General features: G+C 62.8%; 19 protein-coding genes. 11 read left to right on the forward strand and 8 right to left on the reverse strand.

Going from position 1 to position 18,595, the window contains the following annotated elements:
* Positions 1 to 240: 240 nt before the first annotated feature.
* Complete coding sequence (pbpG, locus tag ALTERO38_RS19890) at positions 241 to 1,182, reverse strand: D-alanyl-D-alanine endopeptidase (RefSeq protein ID WP_102837712.1); 942 nt, start codon at positions 1,180 to 1,182, stop codon at positions 241 to 243.
* A gap of 419 nt (positions 1,183 to 1,601) precedes the next feature.
* Here pbpG and ALTERO38_RS19895 point away from each other — a divergent pair, with 419 nt between their 5' ends.
* Both ALTERO38_RS19895 and ALTERO38_RS19900 read left to right on the forward strand, forming a co-directional pair.
* Positions 1,602 to 1,913: a DUF883 family protein gene (locus ALTERO38_RS19895; protein ID WP_102837688.1), complete on the forward strand. Its 312-nt coding sequence runs from the start codon at positions 1,602 to 1,604 to the stop codon at positions 1,911 to 1,913.
* Between the two features lie 15 nt (positions 1,914 to 1,928).
* A complete protein-coding gene (locus tag ALTERO38_RS19900) occupies positions 1,929 to 2,540 on the forward strand; it encodes an NAD(P)-dependent oxidoreductase (protein ID WP_159969452.1) in 612 nt (203 codons plus the stop codon).
* 12 nt (positions 2,541 to 2,552) lie between these two features.
* On the opposite strand, the gene aroE is transcribed toward ALTERO38_RS19900, so the two are convergent.
* Entirely contained in the window at positions 2,553 to 3,371 is an 819-nt protein-coding gene (gene aroE / locus ALTERO38_RS19905; RefSeq protein ID WP_159969453.1) for a shikimate dehydrogenase, read from the reverse strand.
* An 80-nt stretch (positions 3,372 to 3,451) separates the two neighbouring features.
* Positions 3,452 to 4,369, reverse strand: a complete 918-nt coding sequence (gene hemF, locus ALTERO38_RS19910) for an oxygen-dependent coproporphyrinogen oxidase (protein WP_159969454.1) — start codon at positions 4,367 to 4,369, stop codon at positions 3,452 to 3,454.
* 153 nt (positions 4,370 to 4,522) lie between these two features.
* Here hemF and ALTERO38_RS19915 point away from each other — a divergent pair, with 153 nt between their 5' ends.
* The gene (locus tag ALTERO38_RS19915; protein ID WP_159969455.1) at positions 4,523 to 5,500 is read left to right on the forward strand and encodes a quinone oxidoreductase; all 978 of its coding nucleotides are present in this window, start codon (positions 4,523 to 4,525) and stop codon (positions 5,498 to 5,500) included.
* Positions 5,501 to 5,534: 34 nt separating this feature from the next.
* Here ALTERO38_RS19915 and ALTERO38_RS19920 read toward each other — a convergent pair whose 3' ends face one another.
* From ALTERO38_RS19920 to ALTERO38_RS19930, 3 genes are all read right to left on the reverse strand, one after another.
* Positions 5,535 to 6,092, reverse strand: coding sequence for an L-threonylcarbamoyladenylate synthase (locus tag ALTERO38_RS19920; RefSeq protein WP_102837683.1), 558 nt, complete (start codon positions 6,090 to 6,092; stop codon positions 5,535 to 5,537).
* Between the two features lie 63 nt (positions 6,093 to 6,155).
* Positions 6,156 to 7,247, reverse strand: coding sequence for a DNA-processing protein DprA (gene dprA, locus ALTERO38_RS19925; protein ID WP_159969456.1), 1,092 nt, complete (start codon positions 7,245 to 7,247; stop codon positions 6,156 to 6,158).
* Between the two features lie 86 nt (positions 7,248 to 7,333).
* A complete protein-coding gene (locus ALTERO38_RS19930; RefSeq protein ID WP_159969457.1) occupies positions 7,334 to 8,359 on the reverse strand; it encodes a LysM peptidoglycan-binding domain-containing protein in 1,026 nt (341 codons plus the stop codon).
* A 148-nt stretch (positions 8,360 to 8,507) separates the two neighbouring features.
* On the opposite strand from ALTERO38_RS19930, the gene def reads away from it, so the two are divergent.
* From def to trkA, 4 genes are all read left to right on the forward strand, one after another.
* Positions 8,508 to 9,014, forward strand: a complete 507-nt coding sequence (gene def / locus ALTERO38_RS19935) for a peptide deformylase (protein ID WP_159969458.1) — start codon at positions 8,508 to 8,510, stop codon at positions 9,012 to 9,014.
* Between the two features lie 42 nt (positions 9,015 to 9,056).
* Positions 9,057 to 9,998 carry a methionyl-tRNA formyltransferase gene (fmt, locus tag ALTERO38_RS19940; protein ID WP_159969459.1) on the forward strand — a complete coding sequence of 314 codons (942 nt, stop codon included), beginning with the start codon at positions 9,057 to 9,059 and terminating at the stop codon, positions 9,996 to 9,998.
* Between the two features lie 5 nt (positions 9,999 to 10,003).
* On the forward strand, positions 10,004 to 11,326 hold the full coding sequence (rsmB, locus tag ALTERO38_RS19945) for a 16S rRNA (cytosine(967)-C(5))-methyltransferase RsmB (protein WP_159969743.1): 1,323 nt from the start codon (positions 10,004 to 10,006) through the stop codon (positions 11,324 to 11,326).
* Positions 11,327 to 11,398: 72 nt separating this feature from the next.
* On the forward strand, positions 11,399 to 12,772 hold the full coding sequence (gene trkA / locus ALTERO38_RS19950) for a Trk system potassium transporter TrkA (protein WP_102837678.1): 1,374 nt from the start codon (positions 11,399 to 11,401) through the stop codon (positions 12,770 to 12,772).
* A gap of 65 nt (positions 12,773 to 12,837) precedes the next feature.
* Here the strand turns inward: trkA and ALTERO38_RS19955 are convergent, their stop codons facing one another.
* Entirely contained in the window at positions 12,838 to 13,491 is a 654-nt protein-coding gene (locus tag ALTERO38_RS19955) for a 7-cyano-7-deazaguanine/7-aminomethyl-7-deazaguanine transporter (protein WP_148925733.1), read from the reverse strand.
* Positions 13,492 to 13,687: 196 nt separating this feature from the next.
* Complete coding sequence (locus ALTERO38_RS19960; protein WP_159969460.1) at positions 13,688 to 15,097, reverse strand: PLP-dependent aminotransferase family protein; 1,410 nt, start codon at positions 15,095 to 15,097, stop codon at positions 13,688 to 13,690.
* A gap of 246 nt (positions 15,098 to 15,343) precedes the next feature.
* On the opposite strand from ALTERO38_RS19960, the gene ehuB reads away from it, so the two are divergent.
* From ehuB to ehuA, 4 genes are all read left to right on the forward strand, one after another.
* Positions 15,344 to 16,198, forward strand: coding sequence for an ectoine/hydroxyectoine ABC transporter substrate-binding protein EhuB (gene ehuB, locus ALTERO38_RS19965; RefSeq protein ID WP_159969461.1), 855 nt, complete (start codon positions 15,344 to 15,346; stop codon positions 16,196 to 16,198).
* Between the two features lie 248 nt (positions 16,199 to 16,446).
* Entirely contained in the window at positions 16,447 to 17,106 is a 660-nt protein-coding gene (ehuC, locus tag ALTERO38_RS19970; protein WP_102837674.1) for an ectoine/hydroxyectoine ABC transporter permease subunit EhuC, read from the forward strand.
* Positions 17,103 to 17,762, forward strand: a complete 660-nt coding sequence (gene ehuD, locus ALTERO38_RS19975) for an ectoine/hydroxyectoine ABC transporter permease subunit EhuD (protein WP_102837673.1) — start codon at positions 17,103 to 17,105, stop codon at positions 17,760 to 17,762. The genes ehuC and ehuD overlap by 4 nt, the downstream gene beginning before the upstream one ends.
* Positions 17,759 to 18,592, forward strand: coding sequence for an ectoine/hydroxyectoine ABC transporter ATP-binding protein EhuA (ehuA, locus tag ALTERO38_RS19980; protein ID WP_159969462.1), 834 nt, complete (start codon positions 17,759 to 17,761; stop codon positions 18,590 to 18,592). The genes ehuD and ehuA overlap by 4 nt, the downstream gene beginning before the upstream one ends.
* Positions 18,593 to 18,595 lie beyond the last annotated feature (3 nt).

Below are 18,595 nucleotides of genomic sequence, written 5' to 3' on the forward strand. Positions count from 1 at the left end.
CCCGTTGCGCTGAGGGCGAATGTAGTCGTTTGAGTCGACTGCACCCGCATCGTTGCATCGAAAAGTCACGCCGTCGCCGGTTGCTCAGTGCAGCGCTGTGAGCGCGGCGGGTCTGAAGGCGCCCAGCCGGGGTGGGCAATGAGCCGGCTCGACGTGACGTCGGGAAGCACAGCAACCCGCCGCGTCACCTCTGCCGCCAGGCACGCACCCCGGCAGTGAAGCGCTTGCTTGCCGCCTCGGTCAGCGGGTGCCGATCACCGTAGCGGCGTCACCCGGCTGCCCGGCCAGCTGACGCTGCGCCATCTTCTGCTGCTTGTAGGCCAGGGCCGCAGGCGCGACCGGCGTGACCTTGCCGGTTTCCATCCACTTCTTCAGGCGGTTGGCATCAGCCATATGGGTGTACTTGCCAAAGGCGTCGAGCACCACAAAGGCCACCGGGCGCTTGTCCATCACCGTGCGCATCACTAGGCAATGGCCGGCGGCATTGGTGAAACCGGTCTTGGTCAGCTGGATGCTCCAGTCAGGCTTGCGCACTAGGGCGTTGGTATTGCGGAACCCTAAGGTGTAGTTGGGCTTGTGGAAAGCCACGGTTTTCTCGCTGGTGGTGCTGAACTGTTCGATCAGCGGGTAGGCCTGACTGGCCTTGAGCAGTTTGACCAGGTCATTGGCGCTGGAGACGTTCTGCTCGGACAGGCCGGTCGGCTCAACATAGCGCGTATGGGTCATGCCCAGCGCCTTGGCCTTGGCGTTCATCGCCTGGATGAAGGCACCGTAGCCGCCGGGATAATGATGAGCCAGGCTCGCGGCGGCGCGGTTCTCGGATGACATCAGGGTCAGCAGCAGCATTTCCCGGCGGCTGATTTCGCTGCCGATGCGCACGCGTGAGTACACGCCTTGCATCTCACGCGCATCGCGGATGGTGACGGACAGGCGCTGGTCGAGTGGCAACTTGGCGTCGAGCGCCACCATTGCGGTCATCAGCTTGGTCACCGAGGCAATCGGCACAACCACGTCTGGATTGCTGGAATAGAGGATTTCGTTGGTTTTCAGGTCGACCAGCAGCGCGCTGCCAGAAGCCAGTTCCTGCTGAGCAGGGGCTTTGGGTGCAGCGAGCGAGACGGGGGACGACATGACGCTGCTGCAGGCGAGCAGCAGACCGAGAAGGGTATGACGAAGCTTCAAGATGGACACCGATGAACTGGCAGTGAAAAAAGGCGCGCCGAAGCAGACGAACGCGGCGCGCATTATACGGAAAAGGCGAGCATAAACATGGCCGTCAGCCCTTATATTTCGGCGCTTCCAGCGGATCGACCGGGCGTAGGGCGCCGGCCGTTTCGCTCGTTTCGCCGTCCGGACCGCTCAGCGAAGCGGCCACAATACAAAGCGTAGATCAACCGACGCAGCGCTGCTGCAGGTGTACGGATTCGCCGTCAAACATGCTATCGGCCGCGCGGCTTTTCGCCACAACCGAGCCGACCAGCGGAACCCGGCTGCCATTGATAGGTCCGCTCATAGCAGTCTGGGTGTTTTGGTTGAGCACGGCCGAACGCACCTTCACGGCTTCGCAGAGTCCAAACCGTACATTCAAAGGGGAGAACGCTATGTCCCGCTTCAGCCGCACACCGACCACCCGCGACGAAATCGAACGCGAAATACAGAACCTGATGGCTGCACTCGATGACCTGAAGGACGACGCCTCGCGCGAATCGCGTAACCGTTTCAATGCGCTGCGCTCGCGCGCCGAAACGCTGTGGAACGAAAACCGATTGGACGAGCACTGCCACGACCTGTCCCGCCGCGGTCGTGACGCCGGGCGCATGGCCAAGGACTGCGCACGCGAGCATCCGCTGAGCACTGTCGCCCTGGCCGCTGGCGCCGTCGCGCTGATTGGCTATCTAGCCACCCGACGCTGATCCGGCCAGGCCATCATGCTCAACGCTGAAACGCCGCGGCTCAAATTCGCTCTGTACGGGGCGCATTCGAGCCTCGGCAATGCGCTGCTTTGCGAGCTGCTGACCCGCCAGCACGAAGCCGTGACCTTGGTCGACGATCTCAATTCGATGACCGTGCGACCAGGCCTGCGCGCCAAAACCGGCGATCTGTTCGATGCTACCAGCGTCTCGCAGAGCGTGGCCGGGATGGATGCGGTGATCTGTCTATTCGACAGCCCTTCATTGGCGACAGCCTCCGGCTCGGCAGCCAACCACCAACCGCATGATCTGGCTCAGGCGGTCGACGCTCTGCTGTCGGGGTTGCCGAAAGTCGGCGTCGATCGGTTGCTGCTGGTCGTGGACCTGTCCGCCAGGGGTGACGATCCAGCTGTTGCGGCAGCGCTGCAACGCATTGCAGCGCATCCGTTGAAGTGGACCCTGGTGGATGCCAAAGCCGATGGTGACGATCTGTCGATTGAGGATTTCAGCGTGATCGACGATCTCGACCCCGGTGATCGCCGCGTGCAGCTAAGGCGTATCGCGGCGGGGATTGTCGACGAGCTGGAGACACCGCAGCACCTGCACGAGGAGATTCACTTCCGCCTCTGATTGCGCTGGCTTTCAGCCAGCGAGCTGAAGACGCAGTGCCGCCAACACAATGGCCGATTCCGGCCGCACACCTCGCCAAAGTTCGAACGCTGCAGCCGCCTGCTCGACCAGCATACCGAGCCCATCCCGATTCGACGCATCACGCTCAGCCGCCCATTGGCAAAAAGGCGTCGCCTGAGCGGCATACATCATGTCGTAGCAGAAGGTGACTCCCGGCTCGATCAGGCCATCGCCCAGCGGTGGCAGCTCGCCGCCGAGGCTCGCCGACGTGCCGTTGATGATCACATCGAACGGGCCTTGCAGCTGCTCAAAGGCGCTGGCACTCACCGGCCCCAGCTCGGCAAATTCACCCGCCAGCTGTTCGGCCTTGGCCAGGGTGCGGTTGGCGATGACCAGCGCGGCCGGGCGCTGCGCCAGTAGCGGCTCGAGTACACCGCGCACCGCCCCCCCGGCGCCCAGCAGCAGGATCAGCTTGCCTTGCAAGGTGACGCCGGCGTTATCCAGCAGATCGCGGACCAGACCGATACCGTCGGTGTTGTCACCCAGCAAGCTGCCGTCTTCGAGCTTTTTCAGGGTATTCACCGCGCCGGCACGCTGGGCGCGCTCACTCAGCCTGTCAGCCAGGCGGTAGGCCTGTTCCTTGAACGGCACGGTGACGTTGGCGCCCAGACCCGTCTCGAAAAAGGCTTTGGCAAAGCCAGGAAAGTCATCCAGCGGCGCCAGCAAGGGTTCGTAGCCGAGATCCTGCCCGGTCTGTTCGGCAAACAACCGGTGGATCTGGGGCGACTTGCTGTGCCCGATGGGGTTACCAAAAACGCCGTAGCGGTCCATCAACAATTACTCCGCTTCAAATAGGTTCTGCACCCGTCACGCGTAAGCGTCTGGCAGACGCAGCGTATGAGAAAGCCATGTCAGCGCTGCTCGCACAGCCAGTCTCGATCCTGCAGGAAATACTCGGTCAGGCGCGCCTCCGGCGAGCCGGGTTCGGGATGCTTGTCGTAACCCCAGCGCACCAGCGGCGGCAACGACATGAGGATCGACTCGGTGCGTCCACCCGATTGCAGGCCGAACAGGGTGCCGCGGTCGTACACCAGGTTGTATTCCACATAGCGACCGCGGCGCAGCTCCTGGAAGGCGCGCTCGCGTTCGCCAAACGGTATCGCCTTGCGACGCTGGACGATGGGCAGGTACGCCTCGATGTAGGCATCGCCCACCGCCCGCATGAAGGCAAAGCTGGTATCGAAATCCCATTCGTTCAGATCATCGAAGAACAGCCCACCGACTCCGCGCGGCTCGTTGCGATGCTTGATGTGGAAATAGTGGTCGCACCATTCCTTGTAGCGCGGGTAGACATCGGCACCGAACGGCACGCAGGCATCCCTGGCCACCCGGTGCCAGTGCACGCAATCCTCTTCGTTGCCGTAGTAGGGCGTCAGGTCGAAGCCGCCACCAAACCACCAGACCGGCTCCTCACCTTCCTTTTCGGCGATGAAGAAGCGCACGTTGGCGTGGGAGGTCGGCACGTAAGGGTTCTCCGGATGGATCACCAGCGACACGCCGAGCGCTTCGAAACCACGGCCGGCCAGTTCCGGACGATGGGCACTGGCCGAAGGGGGCAGACCGCTGCCGTGAACGTGGGAGAAGTTGACGCCGCCCTTTTCGATCAGCGCACCGTTTTCGATGACCCGGGTCCGGCCACCACCGCCTGCCGGGCGCGTCCAGGCATCCTCGACGAAGCGCGCGCCGCCGTCCTCAGCTTCAAGGGTGGCGCAGATACGGTCCTGCAGATCGAGCAGGTAGGCTTTGACGGCTTCGGTACGCTCGTTCACGAATTCACCTTGGCAAGTGGGCTGCGTTGCCGCCGGGCATGGGCCCAGAGCGGCAGCGCTAGAACAGAAGGCCGGCAAGCATATCACCGGGCCAATTGACGGACGCGCCCGGGAAGCGTTGGATAGGCTCCTTTGTATTTGCCAGGAGTCGATATGTCGCAGCGCATCCAGTTCAGTCAGCACGGTGGTCCTGAAGTCCTCGAACAGCTCGACGTCCCGGTCGCCGCACCCGGTGTCGGTGAGGTCCGCGTGCGCAACCATGCGATCGGCCTGAACTTCATCGACACTTACTTTCGCAGCGGGCTCTACGCGCCGCCGAGCCTGCCGTCGGGCCTGGGCACCGAAGGTGCTGGCGTCGTCGACGCGCTGGGGGAGGGCGTCGATGATTTCGCGGTAGGTGATCGTGTCGCTTACGCGACCGGGCCGCTGGGTGCTTACGGTGAGCACCACACCCTGCCAGCGCGGCATCTGGTCAAGCTGCCCGAAAGCGTGAGCTTCGAACAAGCGGCTTCAGTGATGCTCAAGGGCCTGACGACCCAGTATCTGCTGCGCCAGACCTATGCGCTTAAAGCCGGCGAAACCATCCTGTTCCATGCGGCGGCGGGCGGTGTCGGATCGATCGCTTGCCAGTGGGCCAAAGCCATCGGCGCCAGACTGATCGGCGTGGTGGGCTCGGCGGAAAAGGCTGAGCGCGCCAAGTCGCTGGGCGCCTGGGCAACCATCGACCGCACGCAGGAAGATGTGGTGCAGCGCGTATTGGAGCTGACCGATGGCCAGAAATGTCCGGTGGTCTACGACTCGGTGGGCAAGAGCAGCTGGGACGTCTCGCTCGATTGCGTTGCCCCGCGTGGCCTGCTGGTCAGCTTCGGCAATGCCTCCGGCGCGGTGACGGGGGTCAACCTCGGTGTACTGGCCCAGAAGGGCTCGCTGTATGTCACCCGGCCGACTCTGGCCGGCTACGCCACCTCAGCCGAACGCCTGCGAGACATGGCGGCCGAGCTGTTCGAGATGATCGCCCGCGGAAAGATAGAGGTGGAGATCGGCCAACGCTACACACTCGCCGACGCCGCCGAGGCACAGCGCCAGCTCGCCGCGGGCAGGACGACCGGCTCGACCATTCTCCTGCCCTGAGCCGGCAGGCGTGTACGCCCTGACGCCAGCGGCGTCAGGAGGCGCGAATCACCTCGCCGTTGCGTATGTCGCGGATGGTGGAGGGGTTTTTACGACCGCCCAGGCTGCCGCCAAGCACGCCGTCCAGATCGCCAGGGAAGTATTGCTCGACGCGCAGACGCGACCGCGCCGAAGGTCGGCCGGCCGGGTTGGCCGATGTAGATACCAATGGGCCGGTCAGGGCGCATAGCCTGGCCACCAGCGGGTGATCGGTCACACGAAGCGCCACGCTGTCATGCTCGCCGGTGATCCAGTCAGGCAGACGGTCGCGGTGCGGGACCAGCCAGGTGTTCGGCCCCGGCCAGCTGCCAACCAACCGGTCCAGCCAGCGCTCAGGAAGATCGTCCAGCAGAAATTCGAACTGCTCGATGCAATCGGCGACCAGGATCAGGCCTTTCTCCACTGGCCGCTCCTTGAGAGCGAGCAACCGATGCACCGCATCGCTGTCCCAGGGATCGCAGCCCAGCCCCCACACCGCCTCGGTCGGATAAGCGATGACTCCACCACGCCTAACGACTCGCGCCGCCTGCTGCACACGCCAATTGCCGACCATTGCCAACTCCACTGAGACTGATCGGCGAAGTGTACCCAAGCGCCGGTGGCAGCACAGCAGCCCTCAACCCGTACAGGCGATCCAGCGCCCGTTCTCGCAAACAATCACGCCCTCGATTTCAAGCTCGGTAAGCGCTGCGAGGGTTTCCGACAAAGGCTGGTTCACGGCACTGGCCAGCGCCTCGCTGCTCATGGGGGCGGCATGCAGCTGGGCGACTAGTGGATGCATCGGCTCGGATCGTTGCGCTTCGGGAGCGGCCGGGCCTTGCTGCCAGCCGCGCAAGGCTTGCAGCACATCTTCGACACTTTCCACCAGCGCCGCGCCCTGGCGAATCAGCTGATGACAGCCTCGGGCGCCCGGATGGTGGATCGAGCCGGGAATCGCATAGACCTCACGGCCCTGCTCGGCAGCCAGACGGGCGGTGATCAGCGAGCCGCTCGAAGGGCTTGCCTCGACCACCAGCACACCCAACGACAAGCCGCTGATGATGCGATTACGACGTGGAAAGTTGGCGGCCTGCGGCGGGCAATCGAGCGGTAACTCGGATACCAGCGCACCACCTCCTTCAACGATGCGTGCAGCCAGCCCCAGATGGCGACGCGGATACAGTTGTTCGAGCCCGGTACCCAGTACGGCGATAGTCTTGCCGCCGACGTCCAGTGCGCCTTGATGAGCCGCACCATCAATACCCAGCGCTAGACCGCTGGTGATCACGAAACCACCGCGAGCCAGGCTGCGCGCAAAGGCGGTGGCGTTATCCAGCCCCGGCCGGGAAGCACGTCGGCTGCCAACCATCGCCAGCTGCGGGCGCTCCAACAGGCCAGGGTCACCCTCGACGAACAGCAGCGGCGGAGCGTCCGGCAGCTCTTCCAGCAAACCGGGATAAGCAGGGTCATCCCACATCAGCAGATGCCGCGCCGGCGCTTCCAGCCACTTGAGGCTGGCGGCGGCTCGCTCACGGATGGCCGGACTGCGCCTGGCTTCGGCGCAACCAGCCGGTAAACCCAGCGAGCGCCAGGCGGTGGCTGGCGCACTGAGGGCAGAAGACGCATCGGGAAACGCGCTGAGCAACTTACGCAGGCGACGCGGGCCCAGCTCCGGCAACACGTGCAGGCGCAGGCGCGCTTCCAGTTCGGCAGGGGAAATCGAAAGCATAAGAGCAGTCCTTGTCTCGTCGCACCGCATCCATGCAGTGCTTGTTCAGCAGAAATGACAAGCCCCGCAATGCGGGGCTTGGGGTCTCAGGGGTTGCGGACCTTGTCCATCACCGAAAGTGAGCGTGTCGCCTGCAGGACCAGCCCATAGCTGAGCTTGTCGTAGGTGCGGAACACCATCAGCAGGCCCGAGCGCTCGTCCGGGATCTTCACGTTTTCACCGGTGACCCGGTCGCGGACGGTTTCGCCGGTCTTGTACACCGCCAGCACATTGCCGACGTTCAGCCCGTCACGCGCGCCCCGATTCAGGGTGACCACATCGAACTGACCGATCTGGGTCACGCCGCGCGGTACATCGAGGATCACGCCGTTGATTTCTTCTTTCGGCTCGCTCGGCATGAAGGTCGAATTAATCGCACGCTCTTCGCTAGGGAACAGACGGTCGCCGATACGCGCTTCCTGAGTGACCCGCGTAAGCATCATGGTGGCAATGTCACCTTCCATGTCGAGAAGCTCGGCGGTGCCTACGTCGTCGGCGTTAATACCGAGGAATTCACCGGTCTCCGGGTCCACGTAGGTCTTGCCCTGACGGAAGATGCCGTAGATACCGATGTCATCCTGGAACTCGCCGCGGCCGTAGACGCGGTCACCAGAGCCACTGATCACGCGCTCGGCATTGCCGGCAACAATGTAGGGCGCGGCCTCGAATTCAGCAGCGCTATCGACAATGCGGTTACTCAGCAGAAAGCTGTTGATGGCTTCCAGCGGGATGGTACTGATGGCCTCGGCCATTGGCGTGCTACGAACGGTGGGGGAGAGCTTGATCGTTCCGCGCGACGCGCCACGGTTGAGCATGAGGCGCGGTTGGCCTTCGATGTAGACCAGGCTGAGGCTGTCGCCAGGATAGATCAGGTGCGGATTTTCGACCTGCGGATTGGCGTGCCAGAGTTCGGGCCATTTCCAGGGCTCGCTGAGAAAGCGACCGGAAATGTCCCAGAGTGTGTCGCCTTTCACTACGGTGTACTGCTCCGGATGGTCATCCTTGAGCTGTACAGCGGCGTGCGCCATGCCGCCAACCGCCACCAACAGCAGGGCGAGTAGTGATTTCCTCATGTGGTGAATCCCTTTATGATGTGCCTTCACGTAAAGCGCCCTAGCGCCGCAGTAACCCTTGTGGAAAGCGGCGTTAAGCCGTTTACAAGCTGCTCGGCATCTTAGCAGCGGCTTTTGACTTTATTCCATAAGTGCATCACAAACGCATATGGCAATCCTGAACATCCTAGAATTTCCCGATCCACGCCTGCGCACCATCGCCAAACCGGTGGACTTGGTCGATGACGGCATTCGTCAGTTGATCGACGACATGTTCGAGACCATGTACGACGCACCCGGTATCGGCCTGGCCGCGACGCAGGTCAACGTGCACAAGCGGGTCGTGGTGATGGACCTGTCCGAGGACAAGACCGATCCACGGGTCTTCATCAATCCCGAGTTCGAGTTTCTCACCGACGAGATGGAGCAGTATCAGGAAGGATGCCTGTCAGTGCCCGGCTTCTACGAAAACGTCCACCGGCCACAGAAGGTGAAGATCAAGGCGCTGGACCGCGACGGCCAGCCCTATGAGCTGATCGCCGAAGGCCTGCTCGCGGTATGCATCCAGCACGAATGCGATCACCTCAACGGCAAGCTGTTCGTCGACTACCTGTCCAATCTCAAGCGCGACCGGATCAAGAAGAAGCTGGAAAAGCTTCACCGTCAGCAGGCTTGATCTCCCACCCCAAAGGCTTGCAGCGGCAAGCCTTTTTTATTGATGAGTCCTTCTATGCGCATCGTTTTCGCCGGCACGCCGGAATTCGCCGCTCAGCATCTACAAGCCCTGCTCGACGCCAAGCGTCAGGTCGTGGCCGTGTATACGCAGCCGGATCGCCCGGCGGGCCGTGGCCAGAAACTGATGCCCAGCCCCGTCAAGCAGCTCGCGCTGCAGCATGAGATTCCGGTGTATCAACCCCAGAGCCTGCGTGACCCAGCTGCGCAGGCGGAGCTGGCGGGGTTGCAGGCGGACCTCATGGTCGTCGTCGCCTACGGCTTGATCTTGCCGCAGGCCGTGCTGGATATGCCGCGCCTGGGCTGCATTAACAGCCATGCCTCGTTGCTGCCGCGCTGGCGTGGCGCAGCGCCGATTCAGCGGGCTATCGAAGCAGGCGATGCCGAATCTGGCGTGACCGTCATGCAGATGGAAGCGGGGCTGGACGCCGGGCCGATGCTGCTCAAGGTCCGCACACCGATCACAGCGGAGGATACCGGTGGCACCCTGCATGATCGGCTGGCCGACCTCGGCTCGCGTGCCGTGATCGAAGCGGTCACTGCGCTGGAAGCCGGTACGCTCGTTGGTGAGGTTCAGGACGACAATCTGGCCACCTATGCGCACAAGCTGAACAAGGACGAAGCACGGCTCGACTGGAAGCGACCGTCGGTCGAGCTTGAGCGGCTCGTGCGGGCATTCAACCCTTGGCCGACCTGCCACAGCAGCCTCGACGGCGCTGCAGTGAAATTTCATGCTGCGCGTGCATCCGCAGGGCAGGGCACGCCTGGACAGATCATCGAGGCAAGCAAGGACGGCCTGGAGGTCGCCTGTGGCGAGGGTTCGCTGATCATCACTCGCCTGCAACTCCCGGGCGGCAAGGCGCTGGCCGTCAGCGACGTGTTCAACAGCCGCCGCGAACAGTTCGCTGTCGGCAAGGTGTTTGAATAATGTCGATGAACCCGCGTCTCGCCGCTGCCCGCGCATTGGCCGTGGTGCTGTCCGGCAAAGCCTCGCTGAACAGCAGCCTGCCCGACGTGCTGGCCAAGGTGGACGCGCGTGATCGTGGCCTGACCCAGGAGCTGGCGTTCGGCACCGCCCGCTGGCAGCCGCGTCTCTCCGGTCTCGCCGAGCGATTGCTGCAAAAGCCATTCAAGGCAGCGGATCGCGATGTCGAGGCCTTGCTGCTGGTCGGGCTGTACCAGCTGTTCTACACCAGGATTCCGCCGCATGCCGCCATTGGTGAAACCGTGGGCTGCGCGGAGAAGCTGAAGAAGCCCTGGGCAAAAGGGCTGCTCAACGCCGTGTTGCGCAACGCCCAGCGTGACGGCGAAGCGCTGTTCGCCGAGCTCGAACGTGACCCGGTGATTCGCTTTGCCCACCCGCGCTGGCTGCAGAAGTCGCTCAAGGCTCATTGGCCGGAACATTGGGAGGCGATCTGTACCGCAAACAACCTGCATCCGCCGATGATATTGCGGGTCAACCATCGCCAGGTCGGGCGCGACACCTATCTCGCCGAACTGCAGGACGCCGGCATTGAAGCGTTCCCCTGCAGCCACAGCGAAGACGGCATTCGACTCGCCGCGGCCTGCGATGTCACGCAGCTGCCGGGCTTTGCCGAGGGGCGCATCAGCGTACAGGACGAAGCCGCGCAGCTGGCCGCCAGCCTGCTCGATCTGGCTCCCGGCCAGCGGGTGCTGGATGCCTGCTGTGCCCCGGGCGGCAAGACCTGCCACATCCTCGAACGCGAACCTGCGCTGGCTGAAGTCATCGCCCTGGACCTTGAGCCGAAGCGCTTGCAGCGTGTGCAGGAAAACCTCGATCGCCTGCAGCTCGACGCCAAACTGGTGGCTGCCGACGCACGCGCCACCGACGATTGGTGGGATGGACAACTCTTTCAACGGATCCTGCTCGACGCACCGTGCTCGGCGACCGGCGTTATCCGTCGGCATCCCGATATCAAGCTGGCGCGCCAGGCCGACGACATCGCCCCCCTGGCGGCGCTGCAGGGCGAGCTGCTCGACGCGCTATGGCCGACCATGGCTGTCGGCGGGGTTCTGCTGTACGCCACCTGTTCGGTACTGCCGACCGAAAACCGCGAGGTGATCGAAGCCTTTCTCACGCGCACACCCGGCGCCCGCGAACTGGACCTGCCCAAGGGGTTCGGCGTCGAACAGCCGCATGGACGTCAGCTTTTGCCTCAGGACAATGGCCACGACGGCTTCTACTACGCCAAATTGATTAAAGTCGCGGCCCAACCCAATGGCCGACAATCCTAAGGTGAGCCAGACGCCAACGTCTCGGCTACCTCATGCTGTGGCGGTTACAAGCCGCCTTTCAGGAGCGATCGCGTGAAGATCATCATTCTCGGCGCAGGGCAGGTGGGCGGTACGCTTGCCGAAAACCTCGCCAGCGAAGCCAACGACATCACCGTGGTCGACACTGACGTCGATCGCCTGCGCGACCTCGGCGACCGCCTGGACATCCGCACGGTAGTCGGTCGTGGCTCATTCCCCACGGTGCTGCGTCAGGCCGGTGCGGACGACGCCGACATGCTGGTAGCCGTCACCAACAGCGACGAGACCAACATGGTCGCCTGCCAGGTCGCTTACACCCTGTTCCACACCCCGACCAAGATTGCGCGGGTGCGCGAGTCGGTGTACCTCACCCGTTCAGGTCTCTTCAGCAACGAGGCGATCCCGGTCGACGTACTGATCAGCCCCGAGCAGGTGGTGACCAACTACATCAAGCGCCTGATCGAACACCCCGGCTCGCTGCAGGTGATCGACTTTGCCGAGGGCAAGGCGCAGCTGGTCGCCGTACGCGCCTACTATGGCGGACCGCTGGTGGGCCAGGAGCTGCGCCAGATCCGCAAACACATGCCCAACGTCGACACCCGCGTGGCAGCAATCTTCCGCCGCAATCAGGCAATCCTGCCGCAGGGCGACACGGTCATCGAAGCGGACGATGAGGTGTTCTTCATCGCCGCGAGTGGCCATATCCGTGCAGTGATGAGCGAGATGCGCCGGCTGGATGACAACTACAAACGCATTGTCATTGCCGGCGGCGGCCACATCGGCGAGCGCCTCGCCGAGGCCATCGAAAGCCGCTATCAGGTCAAGATCATCGAGATGAACCCGGCGCGCTGCCGCTACCTCTCCGACACCCTGGACAGCACCATCATCCTTCAGGGCAGCGCTTCTGATCGCGACCTTTTGGTGGAAGAGAACATCAACGATGCCGACGTCTTCCTCGCGCTGACCAATGACGACGAGGCCAACATCATGTCCTCGCTGCTGGCCAAGCGCCTGGGCGCACGCAAAGTGATGTGCATCATCAACAACCCGGCCTATGTGGACCTGGTTCAGGGCGGTGAAATCGACATTGCCATCAGCCCGCAACTGGCCACTATCGGCACGCTGCTGACCCACGTGCGCCGCGGCGATATCGTCAGCGCTCACTCCTTGCGCCGTGGCGCCGCCGAGGCCATCGAGGTGATCGCCCACGGTGACTCCCGTTCGAGCAAGGTGGTCGGCCGGGCCATCGGCAAGATCGCCCTGCCGCCCGGCACTACCATCGGTGCGGTGATCCGTGACGAAGAAGTGCTGATCGCCCATGACAACACGGTCATCGAGTCAGGCGATCACGTGATCCTGTTCCTGGTCGACAAGAAGCATATCCGCGACGTGGAACGCCTGTTCCAGGCCGGGCTTACCTTCTTCTGACAGGCAGCGCTAGCGCACCCCGCTCGATCTTTGCCCCGATCGAGCGGTGACGCGTCGCCCTTCGCTTATGCCGTCACCGTGCGCTGGCCGGGCAGCAGACGCACGATGGCGTTAAGCAGCATGCCGTAGAGCGGAACGAACAGCGCCAGGCTGATGATCAGCTTGATGACGTAGTCGACGCTGGCAATCTCCACCCAGTTCGCCGCCATGAAGGGGTCGTCGCTCTGCCAGAAGGCGATGGAGAAGAACAGAAAGGTGTCCAGCAGGTTGCCAAAGATGGTTGAAGCGCTTGGCGCGATCCACCACTGGCGCAAGCGCCGCAGCCGGTCGAACACCTGAATGTCTAGAATCTGGCCGAACGCATAGGCAAGGAAGCTGGCGACCGCAATGCGGAACACGAACAGGTTGAATTCACCCAGCGCTGCGAACCCGCCAAACGCGCCCTGGTGAAACAGCACCGAGACCACATAGGAAGCGACCAGCGCCGGAACCATCACCTGCGCGATGACTCGACGCGCCGGGCCTTTGCCGAGTAGGCGCACGGTCAGGTCGGTGGCGAGAAAGATGAACGGAAAACTGAATGCGCCCCAGGTGGTGTGCCAGCCGAACAGGGTAATCGGCAGCTGCACCAGATAGTTGCTGGCGATGATGATGAGGATGTGAAACGCGATCAGACCGGCCAACGTGGCGCGGCGGACCGATGGTGGGAGCTGCAACATGGCATTTCCTTTTTGAGGTGATGGGGTTAGGGAACCCATTGCCGCGCCGACATGGCCCGAGCGGCGCGCATTCTAGTGTCATTTCGACCTGGCGGATAGCGCGCCGGTCGGAACGCCCGGATGCATTTGTCTCCGTCTGTCCCAAGGGGCAACAGCATTCGTGGCTCAAAGCGCTTAGCGGCAGGCCGCCGAGTGGCTAACGAGCGCCGCGAAATTCATGGATTTCCGGGTACTGCTCAAAAACGTCTCGGATGTTTGCCAGGCCGGTGCGCAAGCGCTGATCGCTGCACTCCGCGCCGATGCATAGGCGCATTGCTCTGGGCCTTTGGCTGCCGGGCGGAAGGAACGGATCAGGCAGCGTCAGCGCTATACCGCGCGCGCGCAACTCGTGCTGCAGGGCGTCGAGATCCCAGTGGTCGGGAACATCCAGCCAGGCACTGAGCGAAGCCGGATGGCTGCCGCGCAGGTAATCGCCCAGTTCGGCGCTCACCGCAGCCTGCCGAGCCGCGATCAACTCCCGCTGCAGGCTCACCAGCTCCTCAGCACGGCCACGCTCGATCCAGCGCGTCGCGATCTCGCCAAGCAGGGGCGCTGCCATCCAGCTGTTCACCCTGAAAATGCTCTCGGTGCGCAACGCCAACCGTCGAGGCATCGCCAGGTAGCCGAGGCGCAAGCCTGTTAGTACGGACTTGGTCAGACTGGTGCAATAGAAGGCCAGCTCCGGCAGATAATGGCTCAGCGGCGGCGCCGGCCGGTCGTTACCGAGCAAGGGGCCGTACACGTCGTCTTCGATCACGTAGACGCCGTAGCGGCGTGCGATCTCGGTAATTTCTCGCCGACGGCTGTCTGGCATCAGGCTGCTGGTGGGGTTGTTCAGGTTCGGCGTGCAGACCAACGCGGTGACACGTTCGTTGGCACAGATGTCTTCGAAATGCTCCGGATCGAGGCCGTCGCGGTCAGCCTCTACGCCCTGGAGCTTAAAGCCCAACACCTGCGCGGTACCGATCACGCCGTGATCCGTACAATTTTCACAGAGCACCAGGTCATCGGGGCCGGCCAACGAGGCAAGGGCAAGAAAGATCGCCTGGGAAGCGCCATTGGTCAGCAGCAGATCCTGTGGTTCAACACACAGGCCCAGCCCGGCGAGCCACTGCACGCCCGCCTCGCGGTGATGTTCAAAGCCGGCAATCGGCCGGCAGGCATGAATCCATGGCTGTTCGTGCTCGGCAGCCAGTTCTGCGCAAGCCTGCCGCCAGTAGCGGTCATGGCGCTCGTTGCGGACGATGCGCGCCGTGGAGAAGTCGAGCAGCGAATGTTCGCCGCGGTCGAGCATGGAGGTGGCGACCCGCTCACTGATACGCCGACTGACAAAGCTGCCGCGTCCGACCTCGCAGCGCACCCAGCCCTGGCGCTCCAGTTCCTTGTAGGCGTTGGTCACCGTCTGCACGCTGATGTCCAGCTGCTCGGCTAGCAGCCGTTGCGTTGGGAGTCGTTGGCCATCCTCCAGCTCACCCCGCTCGATATCGGTCGCGATGGCTGTGACCAGCAGCTTGTACTTCGATCCGCCGCCATGCGCGGCGAGCAAGGCGTCTTTCCAGTTGTGCATGACGTTCCACCTCCGTCGAGCCAACAGGATCGGCCGAAGCGCAATGTCATGCAATTGTCCTAGTGCAATCCTATGAGGAAAACCGCTTTTGTATGCTCAGGCAGCGAAACGCGGCGCACCCTCCGGCAGAAGAAGGGGTCGAAAGCCGCGTTGAGGCAGGGAATGCCCTGTCCTGATGCTCTTGAAGCTGCCCTCTGAACTGCAGGTCTCGGCCCGCGAACGATAAAAAGCACAGGAGAATTCACGATGAATCGCGCACGTCCTTTCCGTTTCGGCAAACTTTTGCTGGCCTCCGCCGTAGTGACCGGCCTATCCATCGGTGGCCTGGCCCAGGCGGATACCTTCGACGACATCAAGGCGAAGAGCAGCGTTCGTATCGGCTACGCCAACGAGACCCCCTTTGCCTACACCGATACTGACGGCAGCGTCACCGGCGAATCCCCTGAGATCGTAGAGAAGATTTTTCAGGCAATGGGCGTCGAAACCATCAAGCCCGTGCTTACGGAATGGGGCTCGCTGATCCCTGGGCTGCGCGCAAGCCGTTTCGACCTGATCGCAGCCGGCATGTACATCACACCCGAGCGCTGCAAGCAGGTGCTGTTTACCGATCCGCACTACCAGTTGCAGGACACCCTGTTGGTCAAGGCCGGTAACCCCAAGCAGTTGCAGAGCTACGAAGACATCGCCAAGGATGAGTCGATCAAGCTGGCCATCATGTCCGGCACCGTCAATCTCAATTACGCCCGCAAGGCCGGCATCAAGGATTCGCAGATCGTTCAGGTGCCTGACACCACCTCACAACTGCAGGCCGTGCGCACCGGCCGCGCCGATGCAGCCGTGGGTACCCAGCTGACCATGCGTGGCCTGGCGGAGAAGGCCGGGGATCAGGTCGAAGCCACCGACAACTTCAAGGACGATCCGGCCAACACCGGTTATGGCGCCCTGGCGTTCCGCCCGGAAGACAAGGCACTGCGTGACGCAGTCAACGCCGAACTGAAGAAATGGCTCGGCAGCGAAGAGCATCTGAAGACCGTCGAACCCTTCGGCTTCGACCGCTCGAACATCACCGACAAGACCGCCGAAGAGTTGTGTAGCGCCTGATCAATGGAGCCGGTACGGCAGCCTGGCTGCCGCACCGGACTTTCCTCTGTGAATAGCCTTTTCATTGCTCCGCGACCTGCTCCCGACCCTGTCGCACCCATGCGATATGGCCACTCCCGGCTGGCTGCTGCCCTTTGCCCGTTGCTGGACGCTGGCTGGCAAGACTGTCACCGCTCTCACGCAGCCAAGCTTCGCGAGCCGCTTGTCTTCTCAGCGGCTACTGCCGCGCCGGCCACTGGAAATCCAAGATGACCGAACTCCTCCCCCTCCTGCTGCAAGGGGCCTGGGTGACCGTACAGATCACCTTTTTCGGCTCCCTGCTGGCAATTGTCGCCGCGCTGATCGGCGCTCTGGGCCGACTGTCGCCAATCAAGCCGCTGCGCTGGCTGGCCATCGTCTACATCGAAGTCTTCCGCGGCAGTTCGCTGCTGGTGCAGCTGTTCTGGCTGTACTTTGTCCTGCCGATGCCGCCGTTCAATATCGCCATGAGCGCGTTCAATGTTGCCGTGATCGGACTCGGTCTGAACATCGGCTCCTATGGTGCCGAGGTACTGCGTGGCGCCATCCGCTCGGTGCACGAAGGTCAGTACGAGGCCTGCCAGGCGCTGAACATGACCGCCGGCCAGCGCTTGCGCCGGGTTATCCTGCCGCAGGCATTGCTGGCCGCCATCCCGCCCGGTACCAACCTGCTGATCGAACTGCTGAAAAACACCTCGCTGGTGTCACTGATTACGCTGTCCGATCTGGCCTTCCGGGCTCGCCAGCTTGATCAGGCCACCCTGATGACACTGGAAATCTTCGGCCTGGCACTGGTGATGTACTTCGTGCTCGCACAGATCATCAACTTTTCCATGCGCACCCTTGAGCGGCGACTGGCGCGCGGCCGCATGCGGGGAGGCATGTCATGAATTTCTTCGATTGGGAATTTGCCTGGGAGATTCTGCCCAGGCTGCTTGATGCCTCACTGAAAACCATCGGCATCACCATCGCCGGGTTTTCCATCGCCATCGTGCTGGGGCTGTTCCTGGCAGTAGGGCGTCGCAGCCGGCATCGCTGGTTGTCCTGGCCAATGACCGGTCTGATCGAGTTCGTCCGCAGCACACCGCTGCTGATTCAGGTGTATTTCCTGTTTTTCGTCCTGCCCAACTACGGCTTCAACCTGTCCGCGCTGCAGGCGGGCATCTTTGGTATCGCGCTGCACTACGCCTGCTACACCGCCGAGGTCTACCGCGCCGGACTCGATGCGGTGCCGCGTGCGCAATGGGAGGCGGTCACCGCGCTGAACATGAAGCCGCTCAACGCCTACCGCAAGGTAATCCTGCCGCAAGCGTTGCGACCAATTCTCCCGGCGCTGGGTAACTACATGATTTCGATGCTCAAGGACACGCCCGTGCTTTCCGCCATCACGGTGGTGGAGATCATGCAGCGGGCCAAGAACATCGGCTCGGAACACTTCCGTTACCTTGAACCGATCACCATGGTCGGCCTGTTCTTCCTCATTCTCAGTCTCGGCCTCGCTTGGTTCGTACGCCGACTGGAAAACCGTATGGAGCTTGCCCGATGAACGCATCGATGCCTGCCGGCGACACACAGAACTCAGCCGGCACCGCCAACGAGCCGGAGCTGATGGTGCAGTTTCGCGATGTGAGCAAACACTTCGGCGATCTGACCGTGCTCAATCATCTCGACCTTGATGTACGAACCGGAGAGAAGGTCGCCATCATCGGCCCCAGTGGATCCGGTAAGTCCACGCTTTTACGGGCGCTGATGACCCTGGAAGATATCGACGAAGGCGTGATCATGGTCGATGACGAACCGCTGACCCACATGCCGGATGCCCACGGCAATCTGGTGCGCGCCAACGCACGGCACCTGCGGCGCGTCCGCGGCAAGGTGGGCATGGTGTTCCAGAGCTTCAATCTGTTCCCCCACATGAGCACTCGGCAGAACGTGATGGAAGCACCGGTGCAAGTGCTAGGGCTGTCGAAAAAGGAAGCCCGCGAGCGTGCCGAAGAGCTGCTGGCCATGGTCGGTCTGGAAGACAAACTCGACCATTACCCCTCGCAACTGTCCGGTGGTCAGCAACAGCGCGTAGCCATTGCCCGAGCCTTGGCGATGCGGCCCAAGGTCATGCTGTTCGACGAAGTGACCTCTGCGCTGGATCCGGAACTCTGCGGCGAAGTCCTCAACGTCATCCGCCGTCTGGGTGATGCGCACAGCCTGACCATGCTGATGGTCACTCACCAGATGGGCTTCGCGCGGGAATTCGCCGACCGTGTATGCTTCTTCAACGAGGGCCGAATCCACGAGCAGGGCACCCCGGACGAGCTGTTCGGCAATCCCCAGGAGACGCGCACACAGGAATTTCTCAGCGCAGTCACCCAGGCGAGCTAGGCT

It is taken from the genome of Pseudomonas sp. 9Ag, from assembly GCF_902506445.1.
GTDB lineage: Bacteria > Pseudomonadota > Gammaproteobacteria > Pseudomonadales > Pseudomonadaceae > Stutzerimonas > Stutzerimonas stutzeri_AB.